At 66.6% G+C, this 21,647-nt stretch carries 18 protein-coding genes and 1 pseudogene; 13 read left to right on the top strand and 6 right to left on the bottom strand.

Features of this window, described 5'->3' with window-relative positions:
- Window positions 1-17 precede the first annotated feature (17 nt).
- The gene (locus ACQKQA_RS02755; protein ID WP_427553244.1) at window positions 18-1,319 is read right to left on the bottom strand and encodes an ATP-binding protein; all 1,302 of its coding nucleotides are present in this window, start codon (window positions 1,317-1,319) and stop codon (window positions 18-20) included.
- Between the two features lie 4 nt (window positions 1,320-1,323).
- Window positions 1,324-2,025: a response regulator gene (locus tag ACQKQA_RS02750; protein ID WP_427553242.1), complete on the bottom strand. Its 702-nt coding sequence runs from the start codon at window positions 2,023-2,025 to the stop codon at window positions 1,324-1,326.
- 203 nt (window positions 2,026-2,228) lie between these two features.
- On the opposite strand from ACQKQA_RS02750, the gene ACQKQA_RS02745 reads away from it, so the two are divergent.
- The 7 genes from ACQKQA_RS02745 to ACQKQA_RS02715 all read left to right on the top strand — a co-directional run bounded on the left by ACQKQA_RS02745 (window position 2,229) and on the right by ACQKQA_RS02715 (window position 10,984).
- Window positions 2,229-3,389, top strand: coding sequence for an efflux RND transporter periplasmic adaptor subunit (locus ACQKQA_RS02745; RefSeq protein WP_427553240.1), 1,161 nt, complete (start codon window positions 2,229-2,231; stop codon window positions 3,387-3,389).
- Between the two features lie 8 nt (window positions 3,390-3,397).
- Window positions 3,398-6,523, top strand: a complete 3,126-nt coding sequence (locus tag ACQKQA_RS02740; RefSeq protein ID WP_427553238.1) for an efflux RND transporter permease subunit — start codon at window positions 3,398-3,400, stop codon at window positions 6,521-6,523.
- 97 nt (window positions 6,524-6,620) lie between these two features.
- On the top strand, window positions 6,621-7,262 hold the full coding sequence (locus ACQKQA_RS02735) for a DUF1345 domain-containing protein (protein ID WP_427553236.1): 642 nt from the start codon (window positions 6,621-6,623) through the stop codon (window positions 7,260-7,262).
- A 75-nt stretch (window positions 7,263-7,337) separates the two neighbouring features.
- The gene (locus ACQKQA_RS02730; protein ID WP_427553234.1) at window positions 7,338-8,177 is read left to right on the top strand and encodes an AraC family ligand binding domain-containing protein; all 840 of its coding nucleotides are present in this window, start codon (window positions 7,338-7,340) and stop codon (window positions 8,175-8,177) included.
- Between the two features lie 50 nt (window positions 8,178-8,227).
- Window positions 8,228-8,845, top strand: coding sequence for a LysE family translocator (locus ACQKQA_RS02725; RefSeq protein WP_427553232.1), 618 nt, complete (start codon window positions 8,228-8,230; stop codon window positions 8,843-8,845).
- A gap of 150 nt (window positions 8,846-8,995) precedes the next feature.
- Window positions 8,996-9,940, top strand: a complete 945-nt coding sequence (locus ACQKQA_RS02720; protein ID WP_427553230.1) for a choline ABC transporter substrate-binding protein — start codon at window positions 8,996-8,998, stop codon at window positions 9,938-9,940.
- A gap of 117 nt (window positions 9,941-10,057) precedes the next feature.
- Window positions 10,058-10,984: an alpha/beta hydrolase gene (locus tag ACQKQA_RS02715; protein ID WP_427553228.1), complete on the top strand. Its 927-nt coding sequence runs from the start codon at window positions 10,058-10,060 to the stop codon at window positions 10,982-10,984.
- Window positions 10,985-10,987: 3 nt separating this feature from the next.
- Here the strand turns inward: ACQKQA_RS02715 and ACQKQA_RS02710 are convergent, their stop codons facing one another.
- Window positions 10,988-11,203, bottom strand: coding sequence for a hypothetical protein (locus ACQKQA_RS02710; RefSeq protein ID WP_427553226.1), 216 nt, complete (start codon window positions 11,201-11,203; stop codon window positions 10,988-10,990).
- A 16-nt stretch (window positions 11,204-11,219) separates the two neighbouring features.
- On the opposite strand from ACQKQA_RS02710, the gene ACQKQA_RS02705 reads away from it, so the two are divergent.
- The 5 genes from ACQKQA_RS02705 (at window position 11,220) to ACQKQA_RS02685 (ending at window position 16,672) form a co-directional block, all read left to right on the top strand.
- On the top strand, window positions 11,220-12,248 hold the full coding sequence (locus ACQKQA_RS02705) for a LacI family DNA-binding transcriptional regulator (protein ID WP_427553224.1): 1,029 nt from the start codon (window positions 11,220-11,222) through the stop codon (window positions 12,246-12,248).
- A 270-nt stretch (window positions 12,249-12,518) separates the two neighbouring features.
- On the top strand, window positions 12,519-13,301 hold the full coding sequence (locus tag ACQKQA_RS02700) for a sugar phosphate isomerase/epimerase family protein (RefSeq protein ID WP_427553222.1): 783 nt from the start codon (window positions 12,519-12,521) through the stop codon (window positions 13,299-13,301).
- Window positions 13,294-14,298: a sugar kinase gene (locus ACQKQA_RS02695; RefSeq protein ID WP_427553220.1), complete on the top strand. Its 1,005-nt coding sequence runs from the start codon at window positions 13,294-13,296 to the stop codon at window positions 14,296-14,298. Before ACQKQA_RS02700 ends, ACQKQA_RS02695 begins: the two co-directional genes overlap by 8 nt.
- Window positions 14,299-14,368: 70 nt before the next feature.
- Window positions 14,369-15,661 (top strand): MFS transporter, encoded by a 1,293-nt coding sequence (locus ACQKQA_RS02690; protein WP_427553218.1) that lies wholly within the window; start codon window positions 14,369-14,371, stop codon window positions 15,659-15,661.
- 18 nt (window positions 15,662-15,679) lie between these two features.
- Window positions 15,680-16,672, top strand: a complete 993-nt coding sequence (locus ACQKQA_RS02685; protein ID WP_427553216.1) for a 2-hydroxyacid dehydrogenase — start codon at window positions 15,680-15,682, stop codon at window positions 16,670-16,672.
- Window positions 16,673-16,827: 155 nt separating this feature from the next.
- Here ACQKQA_RS02685 and ACQKQA_RS02680 read toward each other — a convergent pair whose 3' ends face one another.
- The 3 genes and pseudogenes from ACQKQA_RS02680 to ACQKQA_RS02670 form a co-directional block, all read right to left on the bottom strand.
- Window positions 16,828-18,024 carry a pyridoxal phosphate-dependent aminotransferase gene (locus tag ACQKQA_RS02680; RefSeq protein WP_427553214.1) on the bottom strand — a complete coding sequence of 399 codons (1,197 nt, stop codon included), beginning with the start codon at window positions 18,022-18,024 and terminating at the stop codon, window positions 16,828-16,830.
- A 36-nt stretch (window positions 18,025-18,060) separates the two neighbouring features.
- Window positions 18,061-18,924 carry a methyl-accepting chemotaxis protein gene (locus tag ACQKQA_RS02675; RefSeq protein WP_427553439.1) on the bottom strand — a complete coding sequence of 288 codons (864 nt, stop codon included), beginning with the start codon at window positions 18,922-18,924 and terminating at the stop codon, window positions 18,061-18,063.
- A pseudogene (locus ACQKQA_RS02670) lies at window positions 18,919-19,671 on the bottom strand (MCP four helix bundle domain-containing protein); the annotation flags it as partial. The gene ACQKQA_RS02675 and the pseudogene ACQKQA_RS02670, both read right to left, overlap by 6 nt.
- A 384-nt stretch (window positions 19,672-20,055) precedes the next feature.
- On the opposite strand from ACQKQA_RS02670, the gene hpaB reads away from it, so the two are divergent.
- Complete coding sequence (gene hpaB, locus ACQKQA_RS02665) at window positions 20,056-21,618, top strand: 4-hydroxyphenylacetate 3-monooxygenase, oxygenase component (RefSeq protein WP_427553212.1); 1,563 nt, start codon at window positions 20,056-20,058, stop codon at window positions 21,616-21,618.
- The last annotated feature ends 29 nt before the right edge of the window (window positions 21,619-21,647 follow it).

Genomic DNA, 21,647 nt, shown 5'->3' with positions numbered 1-21,647 from the left:
GAGTCGAGCTGCGTCGCTCAGGCCGGCGTCGGCAGCCACAGGCGGAAACGCGCGCCGCCCAGCGGCGAGGCCTCGACCGTCAGGGTCCCGCCCTGGGCTTCCAGGGCGCGGCGGCTGATGGCCAGGCCGAGGCCGAAACCGCCGGTGGCGCGGTCGCGGCTGCGGTCCAGGCGGTAGAAGGGTTCGAACACCCGCTCGCGCTCGTCGTCGGGAATGCCGATGCCATCGTCGTCGACCCAGATCTCACAGCCGCGGTCGCAAACCAGTACCCCCACCTGAATACGCTTTTCGCAATAACGCGTAGCGTTGCGCAGCAGGTTCTGGATCGCCCGGGCGGTCAGTCGTGGGTCAAGGGTGAAGCGTTCCAGACTGCCGTGCAGCAGCACGTCGATCACGATGTCCGGGGACGCCAGTTCGTCGTCGACGCTGCCAAGGATGCTGTCGATGAACTCGTCCAGCGCCACCTCGACCTGCTCCGGCAGTTGCGCCGGGTTCTGCAGGCGGCTGTAGGACAGCAACTCGAGCACCAGTTCGTCCAGCTCGCGGATATGCGCCACCAGCCCTTGCAGGCGTTCGCGGCTGGTCGCCGGCAGGTCGTCGGAGAGCGCCAGGGCCAGCCCGAAGTCGAGCCGGGTCAAGGGCGTGCGCAGTTCATGGGAGACCGCGTTGAGCAAGTCGCGCTGCTGGTTCAACAGGTTTTCGATATCGCCGGCCATGGTGTCGAAGACACTGGCCAGACTGCCGATGTTGGAGCTGGCGGCAATCTGCGTGCGTTCGCTCAAGTGGCCTTTGCCGAAGCGCTCCGCCGCATGCTTCAGGCGCTCCAGATCGCGCCAGTGCGGCCGCAGCCAGAACAGCAGGCAAGCGAGCAGGGTCGCGCCGATCAACACGTTGATGCCCCAGTACAGCAGGTTGACGTCGATCGGGTCCGGCGGCACCACCATCTGCACCACCATCTGCTCGTTCAGCGGCGCCACCGCCAGGGTGCGCCAGCCCCAGTCGCCGACCCGCACCACGTTCTCGCCGCGCTGCAGACGTTCGCGCTCGTACAGGCTGAACTCGGCATCGTCGTTGCGGGCCAGCACGATGTGCAGCGGCTTGAACTCCTGGTCCATTTCCGCGGCCATGGCCGGCCACTGCTCCGCCGGCACGCTGTGGAACTGTTTGACGATCAGGGTCTGCACGCCCCGGGAAAAATCGAGGTTGTAGGTCAGGAAGCGCTCCTGGAACACCCGCACCACCAGATCCGGAGCCAGATAAATCGCCGCACTGTAGGAAACGATCGTCACCAGGTACAGGCGAACCAGGATTCTCAGCATCGGTTCAGCATTCCCATTCGGAACGGCTGAACAGGTAACCCTTGCCCCACACGGTCTTGATCTTGCGCGCCTCGCCGGCATGGTCGTCGAATTTGCGCCGCAGCTTGGAAATCGCCACGTCCACCGAGCGATCGGTGCCGTTGAACTCGATGCCCCGCAGGCGTTGCAGGATCTGGTCGCGGCTCAGCACCTCGCCGGCATGCCGGGCCAGCACCACCAGCAGGTTGTATTCGCCGCTGGACAGCTCCACCAATTGCTCGCGCCAGCTCACGGTCCGCTCCGACAGGTCGATACACAGGTTGCCCATGAGAATCCGGTCGCTGGCGGTCTGCGGCTCGCCGAGGCTGCTGCGGCGCAACAAGGTACGCACCCGGGCCAGCAACACTCGCGGCTCGCAAGGCTTGGTCACATAATCGTCGGCGCCCATTTCCAGCCCCAGCACCTGATCGTGGCTATCATCACGGGCGGTCAGCATCAGGATCGGCAGCGCGGCCGAGTCGGCGCGCAGCAGGCGGCAGACCTGCAAGCCGTCGAGGCCGGGCAGCATCAGGTCGAGGATCACCAGGTCCGGCGGATTGACCCGCGCCCGCTCGCGTACCTGGTCGCCGCGACTGATGACGTTGACCTGATAGCCGTTGCGCTCCAGGTAGCTGGCGATCAGTTCGGAAAGTGCCGGGTCGTCTTCGACCAGAAGGATGTTGGCCATGGGTAGCAGTCTTTGAGTGAAGAAAAACACAGCGACAACGTTCCCTAAGGACGCCGTCGCCCGATCAGCGAGGCACAAAGGATATACAACCTCGTCGATACGCGAGCATTCGCTTCACACTTTTTCACACAGCACCTACACAGCTTCACAGCGGTTTTTGCGGCCTGCCCTTAGCATTCCGCAGTCATCATTGGGGTATCAGCATGTCGAAAAACCTGTTTGCGCCGTTCTGCCTGCTATTGCTGGCCGCCGCGCTGAGCGCTTGTGACAAGTCCTCCACCGCCGAAGAACAGGCGCCAGTGGCCAAGGTGCGCATCGAAACCATCCAGACCCGCCCGCTGTCGATCAGCAGCGAGCTGAGCGGGCGCATCGCCGCGCCGCGCGTCGCCGAAGTCCGCGCGCGGGTGGCCGGGGTGGTGTTGCAGCGGACCTTCCGCGAAGGCAGCGACGTGAAACAGGGCGAGGTGCTGTTCCGCATCGACCCGGCGCCGTTCAAGGCCGACCTCGACAGCGCCCAGGCCAGCCTGCGCAAGGCCGAGGCCAATGCCTTCCAGGCCCGGCTGCAGGAACAGCGTTATGCGCAGTTGATCGAAGACAAGGCCATCAGCGCCCAGGAATACGACAACGCCCGGGCCAACGCGCGCCAGACTGCCGCCGACGTGGCCGCCAACCAGGCCGCGGTGCAGCGGGCCCGGCTGAACCTGGGCTACGCCACCGTCACCGCACCGATTTCCGGGCGCGTCGGCCGCGCCCTGGTCACCGAGGGCGCGCTGGTGGGCCAGAACGAAAGCACGCCACTGGCGCTGATCCAGCAACTGGACCCGATCCATGCCGACCTCACCCAGTCCACCCGCGAACTCAACGACCTGCGCCGGGCCTTCCGCGCCGGCCAGTTGCAGCAAGTCGGCCAGGACCAGGCCAAGGCCACGCTGATCCAGGACGACGGCAGTCCCTACCCGCTGCCGGGCAAGCTGCTGTTCGCCGACCTCAGCGTCGACCCGAGCACCGGCCAGATCATCCTGCGCAGCGAGTTCCCCAACCCGGACCTCGACCTGCTGCCCGGCAGCTTCATTCGTGTGCGCCTGGAACAAGCGGTGAACGCCCAGGGCATCAGCGTGCCGCAGCGGGCCATCCAGCGCGACAGCGCCGGCATCGCCCAGGTGCTGCTGGTGGATGCCGAGCAGCGGGTGGTGCAGCAGCCGGTGCAACTGGGCGCCGCGCAACAGGACCGTTGGATCGTCACCGAAGGCCTCAAGGCCGGCGACCGCATTGTCATCGAAGGCCTGCAGCACGCCCGTCCGGGTGAACAGGTGCAGATCGACGACAGCCCTCTTCCCCTCGCCCAGGCCACTGGAACCCGGTAGGAGCCCCCATGCCGCAATTCTTTATCGACCGCCCGGTATTCGCCTGGGTGGTCGCCCTGTTCATCCTGCTGGCCGGCGCCCTCTCCATCCCGCAGTTGCCGGTGGCGCAATACCCCAACGTCGCGCCGCCGAGCATCGAGATCTACGCGGTGTACCCGGGCGCTTCGGCGCAGACCGTGGACGAAAGCGTGGTCAGCCTGATCGAGGAAGAGCTCAACGGCGCCGACCACCTGCTGTACTTCTCCTCCCAGAGCAGCCTGGGCAGCGCCACCATCACCGCCACCTTCCAGCCGGGCACCAACCCGGAAATGGCCCAGGTCGACGTGCAGAACCGCCTCAAGGTGGTGGAGCCACGCCTGCCGCAAGCCGTGACCCAGCAAGGCTTGCAGGTGGAAAAGGTATCGGCCGGCTTCCTGCTGCTGATCACCCTCACCTCCAACGACGGCAAGCTCGACGACGTGGCCCTCAGCGACTACCTGGCGCGCAACGTGATGAACGAGATCCGTCGCCTGGACGGGGTCGGCAAGGCCCAGCTGTATGGCGCCGAACGGGCCATGCGGGTGTGGATCGACCCGCAGAAGCTGATCGGTTTCAACCTGACCCCGGCCGACGTCAACGCCGCGATCGTCGCGCAGAACGCCCAGGTGTCGGCCGGCAGTATCGGCGACCTGCCGGGCCGCTCGACCCAGGAAATCACCGCCACCGTCCTGGTCAAGGGCCAGCTGTCGACACCGGAAGAGTTCGCCGACATCGTCCTGCGGGCCAACCCGGACGGCTCCACCGTGCGCATCGGCGACGTCGCGCGGGTGGAAGTCGGCAGCCAGGAATACCAGTTCTCCACCCGCCTCAACGGCAAGCCGTCCACCGCGGTCGGCGTGCAGCTGTCGCCGGGGGCCAACGCCCTGCACACTGCGACCCTGATCCGGGCGAAGATGGACGAGCTGTCGCGCTACTTCCCGGCCGGCGTGGAATACAAGATCCCCTACGACACCTCGCCCTTCGTCAAGGTCTCGATCACCAAGGTGATCTACACCCTGGGCGAGGCAATGCTGCTGGTGTTCGCGGTGATGTTCCTGTTCCTGCAGAACATCCGCTACACCCTGATTCCGACCCTCGTGGTGCCGGTGGCGCTGATGGGCACCTTCGCCACCATGCTGGCCCTGGGGTTCTCGATCAACGTGCTGACCATGTTCGGCATGGTCCTGGCCATCGGCATCCTGGTGGACGACGCCATCGTGGTCGTAGAGAACGTCGAGCGGATCATGGCCACCGAGGGCCTGTCGCCGAAGGAAGCCACGCGCAAGGCGATGCAGCAGATCACCGGCGCGATCGTCGGCATCACCCTGGTGCTGGTGGCGGTGTTCCTGCCGATGGCCTTCATGGCGGGTTCGGTGGGGGTGATCTACCAGCAGTTCTCGCTGTCGATGGCCACCTCGATCCTGTTCTCGGCCTTCCTCGCCCTGACCCTGACCCCGGCCCTGTGCGCCACCCTGCTCAAGCCGATCGCCAAGGGCGAGCACCATGAAAAAGGCGGCTTCTTCGGCTGGTTCAACCGGCGCTTCGAACACCTCAGCGACGGCTACCAGCGCTGGGTGGCCTATGCGCTGCAACGCTGCGGCCGCTACCTGCTGGTGTACGGCGTGCTGCTGGTGGGCCTGGGGCTGCTGTTCAGCCGCCTGCCCTCTTCGTTCCTGCCGGTGGAAGACCAGGGCTACACCATCACCGACATCCAGTTGCCCCCGGGCGCGAGCAAGAATCGCACGGTGCAGGTGGTGGAACAGATCGAGGCGCACAACGCCAGCGAGCCGGGGGTCGGCGACAGTACGGTGATCCTCGGCTTCAGCTTCTCCGGCAGCGGGCAGAACGCCGCACTGACGTTCACCACCCTCAAGGACTGGTCAGAACGCACGGTCGACGATTCGGCGCAAGCCATCGCCGACCGCGCCAACATCGCCTTCAGCGACATCAAGGACGCGGTGGCCTACGCCGTGCTGCCGCCGCCAGTGGACGGCCTGGGCACCTCCAGCGGCTTCGAGTTCCGCCTGCAGGACCGTGGCGGCCTCGGCCATGCCGCGCTGATGCAGGCCCGTACCGAGCTGCTGGCCGCGGCGGAGAAAAGCCCGATCCTGGCCAACGTGCGCGAAAGCGCCCTGGCCGAGGCGCCGCAGGTGCACCTGGAAGTCGACCGCAAGCAGGCCAACGCCCTGGGCGTGTCCTTCGCCGATATCGGCAACGTGCTGTCCACCGCGATCGGTTCCAGCTACATCAACGACTTCCCCAACCAGGGGCGGATGCAGCGGGTGGTGGTCCAGGCCGAGGGCGATCGCCGCAGCCAGGTGGAAGACCTGCTGAAGATCCATGTGCGCAACGACCTGGGCAAGATGGTGCCGCTGTCGGCCTTCGCCAAGGCCCGCTGGACCCAGGGCCCGACCCAGTTGACCCGCTACAACGGCTACCCGGCCATCAGCATTTCCGGCGAACCGAGCCCGGGCCACAGCACCGGCGAGGCCATGGCGGAAATCGAGCGCCTGGTCAGCCAACTGCCGACCGGCCTGGGCCAGGAATGGACCGGCCTGTCGCTGCAGGAACGCCTGTCCGGCAGCCAGGCCCCGCTGTTGATGGTGCTGTCGCTGCTGATCGTGTTCCTGTGCCTGGCGGCGCTCTACGAGAGCTGGTCGATTCCCACCTCGGTGCTGCTGGTGGTGCCGCTGGGGGTGCTCGGCGCGGTGCTGGCGGTGACCCTGCGCGGTATGCCCAACGACGTGTTCTTCAAGGTCGGGCTGATCACCATCATCGGCCTGTCGGCGAAAAACGCGATCCTGATCATCGAGTTCGCCAAGAGCCTGTACGACGAAGGCCACGACCTGGTGGAGGCCACGGTGCAGGCCGCGCGCCTGCGCCTGCGGCCGATCGTCATGACCTCGCTGGCGTTCATCCTCGGCGTGGTGCCCCTGGCCATCGCCAGCGGCGCCAGCTCGGCCAGCCAGCAGGCCATCGGCACCGGGGTAATCGGCGGCATGATCACCGCGACCCTGGCGGTGGTGTTCGTGCCGGTGTTCTTCGTGGTGGTGATGAAGCTGGTCAAGCGTCGGAGCACACAGGCTCGGGAGCAAAGCGCACCGCAGGCGCAATGACACCCAGGCACCGCCCGTAGCTGCCGCTCCCGCCCACGGCGGCAGCTACCCGGGCTCCATGCTAAGGTTTGGCGCAACCCTGACCCTGTGAGCCGCCATGCCGCACCTTCTGCGTACCCACCCCCGCCTGACCGCCGGCGCCCTGATCGGCGTCGCGGCGGGCATCCTGGCCCCGGCCGACCTGCTGCTCAGCAAAATCCTCATCGGCTGGAACGCCGGGGTCTGGAGCTACCTGGCGCTGATGTTCTGGCTCACCGCGCGGTCCAGGGCCGACGACGTGAAGCGCATCGCCGAGGTCGAAGACGAAAACGCCGGGCTGGTGTTGCTCATGGTGTGCATCGCGGCCATCGCCAGCCTCGCCGCCATCACCTTCTCGCTGGCCGGCGGCAAGGACCTGGAGACCAGTCGGCGCCTGCTGCACTACGCCTTTACCGGTCTCACGGTGCTGGGCTCCTGGCTGCTCATCGGGGTGATCTTCAGCGTGCACTACGCCCGCCTCTACTACACCTGGGGCGGCAAGGACCCGGCCCTGCGCTTCGCCGAAGGCCTGATCACCCCCAATTACTGGGACTTCCTGTATTTCTCCTTCACCATCGGCGTGGCGGTGCAGACCTCCGACGTTGGCGTGGCCACCCGCGAACTGCGCAAGATCGTCCTCGCCCAGTCGCTGATCGGCTTTGTGTTCAACACCGCGATCCTCGGGTTTTCCGTCAACATCGCCGCCGGGCTGTTCAGCTGATACCGCACAAATGTTCTAGACCCGGGCCAGCCGGCGGGCGCCTACTGCGATTCCCGCCCTCGCCACGGACCTTCCATGAACGCGCACAACTGGCTCGACCTGGCCCAGGACGCCGACACCGGCATCGAAACCCTGCGCGCCCACTTCACCGGCCATGCCTACGACCCGCACTGGCACGACAGTTATCTGGTGGGCGTGACCGAAGAAGGTGTGCAGCAATTCCACTGCCGGCGCGAGCGCTATCACAGCACCCCGGGCAAGGTGTTCCTCCTCGAGCCCGGGGAAATCCACGACGGCGACGCCCCCACCGAAGGCGGCTTCACCTACCGCATGCTGTACCTCGACCCCCAGTGGCTGGAACATGAGCTGGGCGCGCTGTTCGAGGAGGCGCCGGCCAACAGCCAGTTGAGCTTCGCCACCACCCTGGCCAGCGACCAGCGCCTGGCCCGGGCCACCAGCGACGCGTTCCACAGCCTGCATCACCGCGAGCTGCGCATCGTCCGCCAGAGCGCCATGGACCGCTTGTTCGACCAACTCACCGGGCACCTGCGCTGGCGCCGACGCTACAACGAGGACCCGCGCCTGCCCCTGGTGGCGCACAAGGCCCGGGACTACCTGCATGCCCACGCCCAGCAGGACATCAGCCTGAACGAGCTGGGCGCGGCCTGCGGCGTCGACCGCTTCCGCCTGACCCGCGCCTTCAAGGCCGCCTACGGCCTGCCACCCCATGCCTATCTGGTGCAACTGCGCCTGGCCAAGGCCCGGCGCCTGCTGGCCCGCGGCGAACAACCGGCCGTCGTGGCCATGGCCCTGGGGTTCGCCGACCAGAGCCACATGGGCCGCTGGTTCGTCCGCGCTTACGGCATGACGCCGGCGGCGTACCGCAAGCGCTGCTCAAATCTTCCAGACGCCTGAACATCCGCCAGTGAAGATCGCTCACCGATCCTCACTGGAGTCTGCCCGCCATGTTGTCCTCCTCCCTGCCTAGCCTGCTGCCCTTCCTGCTGTTCGCCTTCGTCGCCTCCATCACCCCGGGGCCGACCAATATCCTGGTGCTGAGCAACAGCGCCCGTTACGGCTTCAAGGCCGCGCTGCCGATCATCCTCGGCGCCTGCGCGGGCGCCGCCGGCATCGTCTTGCTGGTGGGCAGCGGCCTCGGCCAGACGCTGATGAACGTGCCCGGCCTGCCCGCCGCCATGCGCTGGGCCGGGGTCATCTGGCTGAGCTACCTGGCCTGGCAGATATTCCGCGCGCCGCCCGCCGCCATCGACCCCGAGGCCGGCGACACGTCCCGGCGCCTGGGCCTGTTCGGCGGCGCCAGCCTGCAGCTGGTCAACCCGAAGACCTGGATGATGGCCCTGGCCGTGGTCAGCGTATTCGCCGGCAACGGCAGCGAACGCCAGAGCCAAGTGCTGTATCTGTCGCTGGTGTTTTTCCTGGTGTCCCTGCCTTGCATCGGCGTCTGGGCGATACTCGGCGCCGGCTCCGCCCGGCTGTTGCGTTCGCCGACGGCCATGCAGCGCTTCAATCGGGGCATGGCGCTGTTGCTGTTGGCCTCGGCCTGGTTGAGCCTGTTGGCCTGAAAGGTTCGGGCCTGGCGTGCGGCGAGTCGCCCCAGTGCAAAAGCCGGTCGCCTGAGGGCGCTTGTGCAGCGGGCAGGCTACGTAACTTGAGCCCACGGCGCAGCAAGACGCCGCCTCTGACAATAACAACCTGCCGGACGAGACCCTGCGATGAAAAACCTGTTCAACCCTTGTCTCCCGATCCTCTGCGGCGCCCTGTTGTTCAGCGCCGGCACCTGGGCCAGCGAGCCCGCTTCCTGCAAGACCGTGCGCATGGGCGTGGTCAACTGGACCGACGTCATCGCCACCAGCGGCATGGCCGAGGTGCTGCTGACGGGCCTGGGCTACGACAGCAAACAGACCAGCGCCGTGCAGCAGATCATCTTCGCCGGCATCCGCGACAAACGCCTGGACATCTTCCTCGGCTACTGGAAGCCGGCGATGGACAAGAACATCGCGCCCTTCCTCGAGGCCGGCCAGGTCAAGGTCATGGCGCAACCGAGCCTGGCCGACGCCCAGGCCACCCTCGCCGTGCCGGACTACGTCGCCGCCGCGGGCCTGAAGACCTTCGCCGACATCGCCCGCTTCAAGGAACAGCTGGGCGGCAAGATCTACGGCATCGAGCCCGGCAGCGGCGCCAACACCACGATCAAGACCCTGATCGACACCGACCATTTCGGCCTCAAGGGCTTCAAGCTGATCGAGTCCGGCGAGGCCGGGATGCTGGCGGCGGTGCAACGGGCGATCAACCGCAAGGAGTTCGTGGTCTTCGTCGGCTGGACCCCGCACCCGATGAACATCAACATGCGGATCGCCTACCTGACCGGCAGCGAAGACGTCTACGGCCCCAACGAAGGTGCGGCCAGCGTGTCCACCGTCACCGCCCCGGACTACGCCGAGCGTTGCCCCAACGTCCATCGCCTGCTGCAGAACCTGACCTTCACGGCGGCCCAGGAAAGCCAGCTGATGGTGCCGATCATGGAACGCAAGACGCCCCAGGAAGTGGCGCGGCAATGGCTGCGCGAACACCCCGAAGACCTGCAACGCTGGCTCGCCGGAGTCAGCAGCTTCGATGGCAAGGACGGCGTGGCGACGGTGCAGGCCAGTTTGAAATAGCGGCGCCCTGCCGCCCCTATCGCGAGCAAGCCTCGCTCCTACAGGATCACACTGCTTCTGTAGGAGCGAGGCTTGCCCGCGATGACGTCCTCCCCGACAACGGATATCCCCCCGGTCATGCCCCACTACCCACTCTCCCCCGAACTCGCCGCCTTCGTCGCCAAGACCCTGGGCTTCACCAGCGTCGACAACAGCTTCAATGCCCAGCGCGACAGCTACAGCCGCATGTGCCAAGCCTTCACCCCACCCCGCCCGGACGGCCTGCGAGTCAGCGACGTGCAACTGGCCGGAGTGCCGGTACGCGCCTATTGCCCGAGCCGCCCGATGCCCGCCGACGGCTGGCCCTGCCTGCTGTACCTGCACGGCGGGGGCTGGGTGGTGGGCGACCTGGATTCCCACGACTTCATCACCGCCTACCTGGCGGCGCAGTTGCAGGTGCTGGTGATTGCCGTGGATTACCGCCTGGCGCCCGAACAGCCATTCCCTGCTGCCTTCGATGATTGCCTGGCGGTGTGGCGGGCCTTGCAGGCCGGCGCCAGCCCCTTCGCCCTGGATAAGCGGCGCCAGCTGGTGATCGGCGACAGCGCCGGCGGCAACCTCGCCGCGGCCCTGTGCCTGGCCCTGCGCGATGCCGGCCAAACCTTGCCCGCCGCTCAGGTGCTGCTGTATCCCGGCCTCGGCGGCGGCGCCGACCTGCCCTCGCGCCAGCAATGCGCCGACGCGCCCCTGCTTGGCAGCAACGATGTGGAGGACTACCTGGACCTGTACCTGCCGGCCCTCCACCGCCAGTCGCCCTATGCCCGCCCCCTGCTGGCCACGGATTTCAGCGGCCTGCCCGCGGCCTTTATCGCCCTGGCGCAGTTCGACCCACTGCGCGACGACGGCGAGCTGTACCACCGCCGGTTGCTGGCCGCCGGCGGCCGCAGCCAGCTGTACCCGGGCCTCGGCCTGGTGCACGGCTGCCTGCGGGCCAAGGGCCTGGCGCCGGAGGTGGATGCGCTGTACGGCGCCCTACTCGACTACCTGCGCGCGTGCCTGCAATAGCCTTCATCCAGGAAAACCGCGATCACCGGCAACGCAGGTGCCAGACGCTTCCCTCTGCCAAAGAAGGCCGCCATCGATCGCCTGCATGACATTTTTTTCATCCCGCTGACGCCAATCGCTCTTGACGGCAAAAGCGCTTTGCTGTTTCCTGAAACCGGTTTCAGCGATGCGGCAGAACGTCGCACCTGAAACGGATACACCCCATAACAAGAACGCCAATGACAGGTCCTCGCCCGTGAACAGCTTTTCCGCCGCCCAGCGCAGCCGCGTGACCATGCTCGACGTCGCCGAACGCGCCGGGGTCTCCAAGGCCAGCGTGTCGCGCTTTATCGGCGAGGACCGCGCCCTGCTCTCCGATGCCATCGCCCAACGCATCGAACAGGCGATCAGCGAGCTGGGCTACCGCCCGAACCAGATGGCCCGCGGCCTGAAACGCGGGCGCACGCGCCTGATCGGCATGCTGGTGGCCGATATCCGCAACCCTTATTCGATTGCAGTGATGCACGGCGTGGAAACCGCCTGCCGCCAGCACGGCTACAGCCTGGTGGTGTGCAACACCGACCGCGACGACGAACAGGAGCGCCAGCACCTGGCCAACCTGCGCTCGTACAACATCGAAGGCCTGATCGTGAACACCCTTGGCCATCACCTGGACGAGTTGCGCGAGCTGCACCGGGAAATGCCCATGGTCCTGGTGGACCGCAAAGTCGAGCAACTGCACAGCGACCTGGTCGGCCTCGACAACCCCCAGGCCGTACAGTGCGCCATCGAGCATTTGCAGGAGTGCGGCTACCGCGACCTGCTGCTGGTCAGCGAACCCCATGACGGCACCAGCTCGCGGCTCGAGCGCAGCGAAGGTTTCAAGGCGCAGATCCGGCAGCGCCCGGCGCTGCAAGGCGCCGTGGTGGAAACCGGCGCCACGCTGAACCAGCAGCTGCAACAGTTTCTCGTCGCCCCGGGCCCTGGCCCCAAAGCCCTGTTCTGCGCCAACGGCGTCGCCGCCCTGGCCGCGACCCGGGCCCTGCGCGAGCTGGGCTGCCCGCTGTTCGACGAGATCGGCCTGATCGCCCTCGACGACCTCGACTGGTACCCGCTGGTGGGCGACGGCATCACCGCCCTCGCCCAGCCCACCGAACGCATCGGCGCCAGTGCCTTCGAGTGCCTGCTCAAGCGCTTGCGCGGCGATACCGAACCGCTGCGGGTGCTGGACTTCCCGGCCGAGCTGATCGTTCGCGGTTCTACCCGACAGCGAGGGGTTCTGTAACCACTGATCGACTTGCGAATCGCGGTGCCGGTGTAGCCGCTGCCGAGCGCAGCGAGGCTGCGATCGAGGCCGAAGGACTCGCCAGGCAGGCATTGCGTTTCCCCAGTTCCTGCGAGGTATCAGGTTTTGCGGCAACTGCGTTGCCGATCGCAGCCTCGCTGCGCTCGGCAGCGGCTACAGGGAACGGCGCAGGCATGAAGACAGGGAAATGAGCTTCTTTTGGGGGCTTTTTTTTGAGAAGAAATGAAACCGGTTTCAGAGGCCACAACAATGAATAGATCGCCTGTTTCCATCAGCCTTTCCAGCTACGGCGCCGAGCGGGTCCGCGAGCTGGGCCAGGGCCATTTCATCGCAGTGCTGGCCGCCGCTGGCGCGTCGCGCATCGAATGGCGCGAGGAGCTGCTGACCGACGAAGACCCGGCCCGACTGGCCCAGGCCACCCGTGAGCAGCAGCTGGAAAGCGTGTTTTCATCGCCATTGGAACTGTGGGTGGCCGGGCGCAACCAGGCCAACCCGACACTGGAACAGACGCTGCAACGAGCCCAGGCCTTCGGCGCGAAAAGCCTCAAGGTGTCTCTGGGCTATTTCACCGAACACAACGACCTGCCTCAGCTGGGCCTGCTGCTGGCGCGCTACCCGGTGCAACTGCTGGTGGAAAACGACCAGACCCTGCACGGCGGACGCATCGAACCCTTCCAGCGCTTCTTCGCCGAGGTCGAGCGGCACCGGCTGCCGGTGCGGATGACCTTCGACATCGGCAACTGGCAATGGCAGGAGCAGTCCGCCTCCGCCGCCGCGCGCCTGCTCGGCCGGCATGTCGGTTATGTGCACTGCAAGGCCGTGGCCCGGCGTGCCGACGGCAAGCTGGTGGCGATCCCGCCGGGCCTGGCCGACCTGCACCTGTGGGAGCAGCTGCTGCGGCACATGCCCCAAGGCATTACCCGCGCGGTGGAATACCCGCTGCCAGGCGACGACCTGGTGCAACTGACCCGGGAGCACGTCGCCACCCTCGCCCGCCTCGGCCAATCCCGCCTGGAGCATGCCCATGTCTGAACTCGATATCCTGTCGTTCGGCGAAACCATGGCGATGTTCGTCGCCGAACAGAGCGGCGACCTGGCCCGGGTCGGCCACTTCCACAAGCGCATCGCCGGCGCCGACAGCAACGTCGCCATCGGCCTGTCGCGCCTGGGCTTCAAGGTCGGCTGGCTGAGCCGGGTCGGCGCCGATTCCCTGGGGCGCTTCGTCGTCGACAGCCTGCAGGCCGAAGGCGTGGATTGCCGTTTTGTCGCCACCGACCCGCGGCACCCCACCGGTTTCCAGCTCAAGTCCCTGGAAGAGCACGGCGACGATCCACGGGTGGAATACTTCCGCCGTGGCTCGGCGGCCAGCCACCTGAGCGTCGACGACATCGCCCCCGCCCTGCTGCGCGCCCGCCACCTGCACGCCACCGGCATTCCTCCGGCGCTGTCGGCCTCGGCCCGGGACCTGTCCCATAGCCTGATGGGCCGGATGCGCGCCGCTGGCCGCAGCCTGTCCTTCGACCCGAACCTGCGGCCCAGCCTGTGGGGCAGCGAAAAACTGATGATCCATGAAATCAACCGCCTGGCCGTGCTCGCCCATTGGGTGCTGCCGGGATTGAGCGAAGGCCGCCTGCTGACCGGTCGCGACGACCCGGCCGACATCGCCGCGTTCTACCTGGACCAGGGCGTCGAGGCCGTGGTGATCAAGCTCGGAGCCCATGGCGCCTATTACCGCACCCAGCTGCACGAGGGTTTCGTCGAGGCCGTGCCGGTGGCCCAGGTGGTCGACACCGTGGGCGCCGGCGACGGTTTTGCCGTCGGCCTGATCAGCGCCCTGCTGGAGAACCACAGCATGGCCGAGGCCGTGCAGCGCGCGAACTGGATCGGCAGCCGCGCGGTGCAGAGCCGCGGCGACATGGAAGGCCTGCCGCGCCGGGAGGATCTGCAGGCAGCCGCCTTGCAGCCGATCGCGCCACCACCCGCGTCATCGTCCCCGGCAGGAACAAGCTCGCTCGCGATCAGCCCTTGAACACCCCCGCTACCCATTGAACCCACGCGTTACCTGTTGCGACAAAAACAACAAGCTCAGGAGCACCCTTATGCAAACGCTGAAACTCGCCACCCGCCGCTGGTGGTACATCATGCCCATCGTCTTCATCACCTACAGCCTGGCGTACCTGGACCGCGCCAACTACGGGTTCGCGGCGGCCTCCGGGATGGCCGCCGACCTGATGATCACCCCCGGCCTGTCCTCCCTGCTCGGCGCGCTGTTCTTCCTCGGCTACTTCTTCTTCCAGGTGCCGGGGGCGATCTACGCGCAGAAACACAGCGTGAAGAAACTGATCTTCGTCAGCCTGATCCTCTGGGGCGGCCTGGCCACCCTGACCGGGGTGGTGTCCAACGCCTGGATGCTGATCGGCATCCGCTTCATGCTCGGCGTGGTCGAGGCCGCGGTGATGCCGGCGATGCTGGTCTACCTGTGCCACTGGTTCACCCGGGCCGAACGCTCGCGGGCCAACACCTTCCTGATCCTCGGCAACCCGGTGACCATGCTCTGGATGTCGGTGGTCTCGGGTTACCTGGTGGAGCATTTCAGCTGGCGCTGGATGTTCATCATCGAAGGCCTGCCGGCGGTGCTCTGGGCCTTTATCTGGTGGCGCCTGGCCGACGACCGCCCGAGCGCGGCGAACTGGCTCAGCGACCGGGAAAAGCGCGACCTGGAAAGCGCCCTGGCCGCGGAGCAGGTGGGCATCAAGGCGGTGAAGAACTACGCCGAAGCCTTCCGCTCGCCCAAGGTGATCGTCCTCGCCCTGCAGTTCTTCTGCTGGAGCATCGGCGTCTACGGCTTCGTGCTGTGGCTGCCGTCGATCCTCAAGCACGGCGCGCAGATGGACATGGTCGAGGCCGGCTGGCTGTCGGCGCTGCCCTACCTGGCCGCAGTGATCGCCATGCTCGGGGTGTCCTGGGGCTCGGACCGCATCCAGAAGCGCAAGCGCTTCGTCTGGCCGCCGCTGCTGATCGCCTCCGTCGCCTTCTACGGCTCCTACCTGCTGGGCGCCGAGCACTTCTGGTGGTCCTATGGCTTGCTGGTGCTCGCCGGCGCCTGCATGTACGCGCCTTACGGGCCGTTCTTCGCCATCGTCCCGGAGATCCTCCCGGCCAACGTCGCCGGCGGCGCCATGGCGCTGATCAACAGCATGGGCGCCCTGGGCTCGTTCGGCGGCTCTTACCTGGTGGGCTACCTGAACAGCGCCACCGGTTCGCCGGGCGCCTCCTACCTGCTGATGAGCGGCGCGCTGCTGCTGTCGGTGGTCTTGACCCTCTTTCTCAACCCGGGCGCCGGCGACCGCAGCCCTAGCCCGCTGCCGGTGCGCCGCCTGGTGCATTCCTGAATCGAATAGGTGAACCCGATGAAAAAACAGATCGTGCTGTACAAGAAACTCTCGCCGCCACTGATGGCCCGGCTGCATGAACAAGCCCAGGTGACCCTGATCGAAGACCTGGGCGCCCAGGGCCTGGCCAAGCTGCGCAGCGCCCTGCCCGGCGCCCAGGGCCTGCTCGGCGCCAGCCTGCGCCTGGACGCCGAGCTGCTGGACCTGGCACCGCGCCTGGAGGCCGTGGCCAGCGTTTCGGTGGGCGTCGACAACTACGACATCGACTACCTGACCCGCCGCGACATCCTGCTCAGCAACACCCCGGACGTGCTCACCGAGACCACCGCCGACACCGGTTTCGCGCTGATCCTGGCCAGCGCCCGGCGGGTGGTGGAACTGGCCAACCTGGTGCGCGCCGGCCAGTGGAACCGCAACATCGGGCCGCTGCATTTCGGCAGCGACGTGCACGGCAAGACCCTGGGCATCATCGGCATGGGACGGATCGGCGAAGCCCTGGCCCAGCGCGGTCATTTCGGCTTCGGCATGCCGGTGATCTACCACAGCAACAGCCCGAAACCGGCGGTGGAACAACGTTTCGGCGCCCGTTACTGCAGCCTGCCGCAACTGCTGCAACAGGCCGACTTCGTCTGCCTGACCCTACCGCTGACGGACCAGACCCGGGGCCTGATCGGCCGTGATGAATTCGCCCTGATGCGCCCGGAGAGCATCTTCATCAATATTTCCCGGGGCAAGGTGGTGGACGAGCAGGCGCTGATCGAAGCCCTGCAGAAGCGGCAGATCCGCGCGGCCGGGCTGGATGTGTTCGAGCGCGAGCCCCTGGGCCACGACTCGCCGCTGCTGCAGTTGAACAACGTGGTGGCCACCCCGCATATCGGCTCGGCCACCGTCGAGACCCGTGAGGCCATGGCCCGCTGCGCGGTCGACAACCTGCTGGCGGCCCTGGCCGGCCAGCGCCCGGCCAACCTGGTCAACCCCCAGGCCTGGGAGCGCCGCAAAGCCGCGGTCTGAGCCCGGGCCTGACACAGCCCTGTAGGAGCGAGGCTTGCCCGCGATGGACTTGAGAACGCTGCGTACATCCAGTGAGTACGCGTCTTCGTTGACGACCATCGCGAGCAAGCTTCGCTCCTACAGGATCAAGTGCAGCCCAGCGTCTTCGGCGGCAGCTACAAGCGCTTGACCGGCCGGCCTTCGAGCAGGTCCTGGGTGCACTGGACGATGCGCTGGCAGGCATCGGCCAGGCGCTGCTGGTCGACCACCAGGCCGATGCGGATATGCCCCGCCGCGCTGGGGCCGAAGGCCTCGCCGGCGAGCACCGAGACCCCATGTTCCTCCAGCAGCCGCTCGGCGAACTGCTGGGCGCCCAGGCCGGTCTCCCGGACATCGACCATGACGAACATGCCGCCGTCCGGCTTGACCGGTTTCAGCCCCGGACACTGGCTCAACTGCTCGCACACCAGGTCCCGGCGCTGGCGATATTCCTCGCACATCTGCGCCAGTTCCGGCAGCTCGGCCTCCAGCGCCACCACCGCGGCGTTCTGCACGAAATCCGGCAACCCGTACAACATGCACAGCGCCAGATTGCTCAAGTGCCCGGCCAGGGCCGGCGGTGCCACCACCCAGCCGACCCGCCAGCCAGTCATGGCATGGGACTTGGACAGGCTGTTGATGGTCGCCGTACGTTCGGCCATGCCCGGCAGGCTGCCGGGGCTGATGTGCTCGCCGTCGAACAGCAGGTCGCTGTAGACCTCGTCGGAGATCAGCCACAAGTCATGCTCGATGCACAGCCGCGCCAATGCCTGCCAGGTGGCCCGGGACAGGCTGGCGCCGGAAGGGTTGTTCGGGCTGTTGAGCATCAGCGCCCGGGTCTTGGGGGTGATGCGTGCGGCGACCGCCGCCGGCTCGACGCGAAAACCGTTGCCGGGCTGCACCGGAACCGGCAGGACCTTGGCCCCGCAGGCGCCGAACACACCTTCGTAGGTGACGTACATCGGTTCGGCCACCAGCACCTCGTCACCGGGGTTGAGCAGGCACTGGGCCACGGAAAACACCGCGCACTGCGCCCCCGGCAGCACCACCACATGCTCGGCGCCCACCGCCTGGCCGCTGCGGGCGGCATGCCGGCGGGCGATGCGGGTGCGCAGCGAATGGTTGCCGCGCACCTCCGAGTAGTGGGTATCGCCCGCCAGCAGGCTATCGATGGCGGCCTGGACAATGGGCCTGGGGGTATCGAAATCCGGGTCGCCGATGGTCAGCAGCAATACATCGACGCCCTGCTCGCGCAGCTCCAGGGCGCGGTAATGGATTTGCCAAGCGGCGGCACCTTCGCCGTCGATCCTTTGGGTCAGGGCTGAATAGCGCATCTCGCTCTCCTTGGGCACGCATTCAACAACCCTAACTCAAATCACAAAGCGCGCCACCATCGCATTCAAATCCACCGCCAGGCGCGACAGCTCATGGCTGGCGGCGCTGGTCTGGTTGGCCCCGGCGGCCGATTGGGTAGCCAGGTCGCGGATATTCACCAGGTTGCGATCGACCTCGCGGGACACCTGGGCCTGCTCCTCCGAGGCGCTGGCGATCACCAGGTTGCGCTCGTTGATCAGGTTGATCGACTCGGCGATCTGCTCCAGGGCCACGCCGGCGGCGCGGGCCATTTCCAGGGTGCTCTGGGTGCGCTGGTTGCTTTGCTGCATCGACTGCACCGCCTCGCCGGTGCCGTTCTGGATGCCGGCGACCATCTTCTCGATCTCCTGGGTCGACTGCGCGGTGCGATGGGCCAGGGCCCGCACCTCATCGGCCACCACCGCGAAACCGCGCCCGGCCTCGCCGGCACGGGCCGCCTCGATCGCCGCGTTGAGGGCCAGCAGGTTGGTCTGCTCGGCGATGGCGCGGATCACGTCCAGCACCTTGCCGATGTCACGGCCCTGGCTGGCCAGGCCTTCGATCATCACCGAGGTGCTTTGCACGTCGTGGGTCATGGTCTGGATCGCGTCGACGGTTTCCACCACCCGGTCGCGGCCTTCGCGCGCGGCCTGGGTCGACTGGTGCGAGGCTTCGGAGGTCGACACCGCGTTGCGCGCCACCTCTTCCACCGCTGCGGTCATCTCGTTGACCGCGGTGGCCGCCTGTTCGATTTCGTTGTTCTGCTGCTGCAGGCCACGGGAGGCTTCTTCGGTGACCGCGTTGAGCTCTTCCGCGGCCGAGGCCAGCTGGGTCGCCGAGCCGGAGATCTGTTCGATGGTCTTGCGCAGGTTGCCCTGCATGTCGCTCAGGGCGCCGAGCAGACGGGCCGGTTCGTCCGTGCCGTCGATCTCGATGGCCTTGGTCAGGTTGCCTCCGGCGATGGTCTGCGCGGCGAGCACCGCGCGGTTCAGCGGGGCAACGATGCTGCGGGTCAGTAGCAGCGCCAGCACCACCGTGAGCAAGGCCGCGACCAGCGCCACGGCGATGATCCCGGCGATCGCGCTGCGGTAGTGGTCGCCGGCCTGCTCCGAGGCCTGGGTGGCGTCGGCCTTGTTGATCGCCACCAGCTGGTTCAACTGCTCGCCCATCTGATCGGTGCCGTCCTTGATCCGCGTGTTGATCAGGGTGCGCATCTCCTCGAGCTTGTTCTGCCGCGACAACTCCATCATGTCGCTCTGCGCCTGCAGGTACTTGTCCAGGGTGGCGGCGAAGTTCTTGTACAAGGCCGTTTCCTCTGCCCCCGCCGGCAAGGCGGCGTAGCTGGCCTGGGCCTGGCGCACCTTGTCCACCAGCGCGTCGATACGGGTCTGCGCTTCCTGCAGGCTGGCCGGTTCGCGGTTGACCAGCACGCGGAACGAGAGAATCCGCAGGCGCAGCACGTTTTCGGTGACGTTGCCGAGGAACCCTACGCTGGGCAGTTGGTTGCTTTCCATATCGATGGAAGCCTGTCGGATGACCGACATGCGGTTGACGGCAAACACACCCAGCGCGATGACCAGCAACGCGATGAACGCAAAACCGAGGAAGGCTCGAGGCGCGATATTCATATTACGTAGGGACATAGGATGACTCTCGGGGGTAGAGGACTGCGGGCATCCATGCGCCAGACCCTGTCACCAGCCTGACAGGCGGGCACCACTGTTGTAGTTGGTCTGTGGGCCTAATACCGATATCGGCCGGGCTTTAGGTTTTTTGCGGGTATTTGTAAAAAAAAGTTTCTACAGCGCCGAGTGTTTCAAGGCTGATACAACCTGCCTGGCCGGGCCTCCGCCAGCGCCTGCTCCACCGCCCCTCCACGGCCCTGCGTCGACTCGCTCGCCCCCCATGAAAAGTGCAATTCATTCGCCGGAAAAGCCATTCAGTCGCCGCCCCGCCCTGCCCATCATGGGCCCCAGCTCACTGATAACGCATAACAACGACTGGAGTGAATGATGAAACCCGAAGACTTCCGTGCCGAGACGAACCGCCCGCTGACCGGTGCCGAATACCTGGCCAGCCTGCGCGACGATCGCGAAATCTACATTTATGGCGACCGGGTCAAGGACGTGACCCGCCACCCGGCGTTCCGCAATTCCGCCGCCTCCATGGCGCGCCTCTACGATGCCCTGCACGATCCGGCCACCAAGGACCAGCTGTGCTGGGACACCGACACCGGCAACGGCGGCTACACCCACAAGTTCTTCCGTTCGGCGAAAAGCGCCGACGAACTGCGCCAGCAACGCGACGCCATCGCCGAGTGGTCGCGCCTGACCTACGGCTGGATGGGCCGCAGCCCGGACTACAAGGCCGCCTTCGGCAGCGCCCTGGGCGCCAACCCGGCGTTCTACGGGCGCTTCGAAGACAACGCCCGCACCTGGTACAAGCGCATCCAGGAAGCCTGCCTGTACCTCAACCACGCCATCGTCAACCCACCCATCGACCGCGACAAACCGGTGGACCAGGTCAAGGACGTGTTCATTTCCGTGGACGAGGAAGTCGAGGGCGGGATCATCGTCAGCGGCGCCAAGGTGGTGGCCACCAACTCGGCCCTGACCCACTACAACTTCGTTGGCCAGGGCTCGGCCCAGCTGCTGGGGGACAACACCGACTTCGCCCTGATGTTCATCGCGCCGATGAACACCCGCGGCATGAAGCTGATCTGCCGCCCCTCCTATGAACTGCAGGCCGGCATGAGCGGTTCGCCGTTCGACTACCCGCTGTCCAGCCGCTTCGACGAGAACGACGCGATCCTGATCATGGACAAGGTGTTCATCCCCTGGGAAAACGTGCTGATCTACCGCGATTTCGAGCGCTGCCGCCAATGGTTCCCCCAGGGCGGTTTCGGCCGGCTGTTCCCGATGCAGGGCTGCACCCGGCTGGCGGTCAAGCTCGACTTCATCACCGGGTTGCTGGTCAAGGCCCTGCAGTGCACCGGCTCCCTGGAGTTTCGCGGGGTCCAGGCCCAGGTCGGCGAAGTGGTGGCCTGGCGCAACCTGTTCTGGTCCCTGACCGACGCCATGCACGGCAACGCCAGCGAATGGCTGAACGGCGCCTGGCTGCCCAGCACCCAGGCCTTGCAGGCCTACCGGGTGCTGGCGCCCCAGGCCTACACCGACATCAAGAAGATCATCGAACAAGTGGTGGCCAGCGGGCTGATCTACCTGCCGTCCGGGTCCCGCGACCTCAAGGACCCCATGCTCAACCAATACCTGAGTACCTACTGCCGGGGCTCGGCGGGCATGGGCCACGAGGAGCGGATCAAGATCCTCAAGCTGCTGTGGGACGCCATCGGCACCGAGTTCGGCGGCCGCCACGAGCTGTACGAGATCAACTACGCCGGCAGCCAGGACGAAATCCGCATGCAGTGCCTGCGCCACGCCCAGGCCAGCGGCTCGATGCAGGCCATGACCGCGCTGGTGGACCGCTGCCTCGGCGACTATGACCTCGACGGCTGGACAGTGCCGCACCTGACCAACCCGGACGACATCAACATGCTCGACCGCATCCGTCAGTAACCGTTGCCCCCTGTAGGATCCCCCCGAGG

Origin of the sequence: Pseudomonas sp. NPDC089530 (assembly GCF_050280705.1) — a bacterium.
Lineage (GTDB): Bacteria > Pseudomonadota > Gammaproteobacteria > Pseudomonadales > Pseudomonadaceae > Aquipseudomonas.
This window is presented reverse-complemented; position numbering and strand designations above follow the sequence as displayed.

Coding starts and splice junctions, on each gene's coding strand:
- ACQKQA_RS02675 (WP_427553439.1), bottom strand. CDS start 18,924: ATGCAGGGCAACCTGCGCAAGACCATCGAACAGATCTCCGGCTCGGCG.
- ACQKQA_RS02735 (WP_427553236.1), top strand. CDS start 6,621: ATGCCGCACCTTCTGCGTACCCACCCCCGCCTGACCGCCGGCGCCCTG.
- ACQKQA_RS02725 (WP_427553232.1), top strand. CDS start 8,228: ATGTTGTCCTCCTCCCTGCCTAGCCTGCTGCCCTTCCTGCTGTTCGCC.
- ACQKQA_RS02715 (WP_427553228.1), top strand. CDS start 10,058: ATGCCCCACTACCCACTCTCCCCCGAACTCGCCGCCTTCGTCGCCAAG.
- ACQKQA_RS02750 (WP_427553242.1), bottom strand. CDS start 2,025: ATGGCCAACATCCTTCTGGTCGAAGACGACCCGGCACTTTCCGAACTG.
- ACQKQA_RS02730 (WP_427553234.1), top strand. CDS start 7,338: ATGAACGCGCACAACTGGCTCGACCTGGCCCAGGACGCCGACACCGGC.
- hpaB (WP_427553212.1), top strand. CDS start 20,056: ATGAAACCCGAAGACTTCCGTGCCGAGACGAACCGCCCGCTGACCGGT.
- ACQKQA_RS02740 (WP_427553238.1), top strand. CDS start 3,398: ATGCCGCAATTCTTTATCGACCGCCCGGTATTCGCCTGGGTGGTCGCC.
- ACQKQA_RS02680 (WP_427553214.1), bottom strand. CDS start 18,024: ATGCGCTATTCAGCCCTGACCCAAAGGATCGACGGCGAAGGTGCCGCC.
- ACQKQA_RS02685 (WP_427553216.1), top strand. CDS start 15,680: ATGAAAAAACAGATCGTGCTGTACAAGAAACTCTCGCCGCCACTGATG.
- ACQKQA_RS02720 (WP_427553230.1), top strand. CDS start 8,996: ATGAAAAACCTGTTCAACCCTTGTCTCCCGATCCTCTGCGGCGCCCTG.
- ACQKQA_RS02695 (WP_427553220.1), top strand. CDS start 13,294: ATGTCTGAACTCGATATCCTGTCGTTCGGCGAAACCATGGCGATGTTC.
- ACQKQA_RS02700 (WP_427553222.1), top strand. CDS start 12,519: ATGAATAGATCGCCTGTTTCCATCAGCCTTTCCAGCTACGGCGCCGAG.
- ACQKQA_RS02745 (WP_427553240.1), top strand. CDS start 2,229: ATGTCGAAAAACCTGTTTGCGCCGTTCTGCCTGCTATTGCTGGCCGCC.
- ACQKQA_RS02690 (WP_427553218.1), top strand. CDS start 14,369: ATGCAAACGCTGAAACTCGCCACCCGCCGCTGGTGGTACATCATGCCC.
- ACQKQA_RS02755 (WP_427553244.1), bottom strand. CDS start 1,319: ATGCTGAGAATCCTGGTTCGCCTGTACCTGGTGACGATCGTTTCCTAC.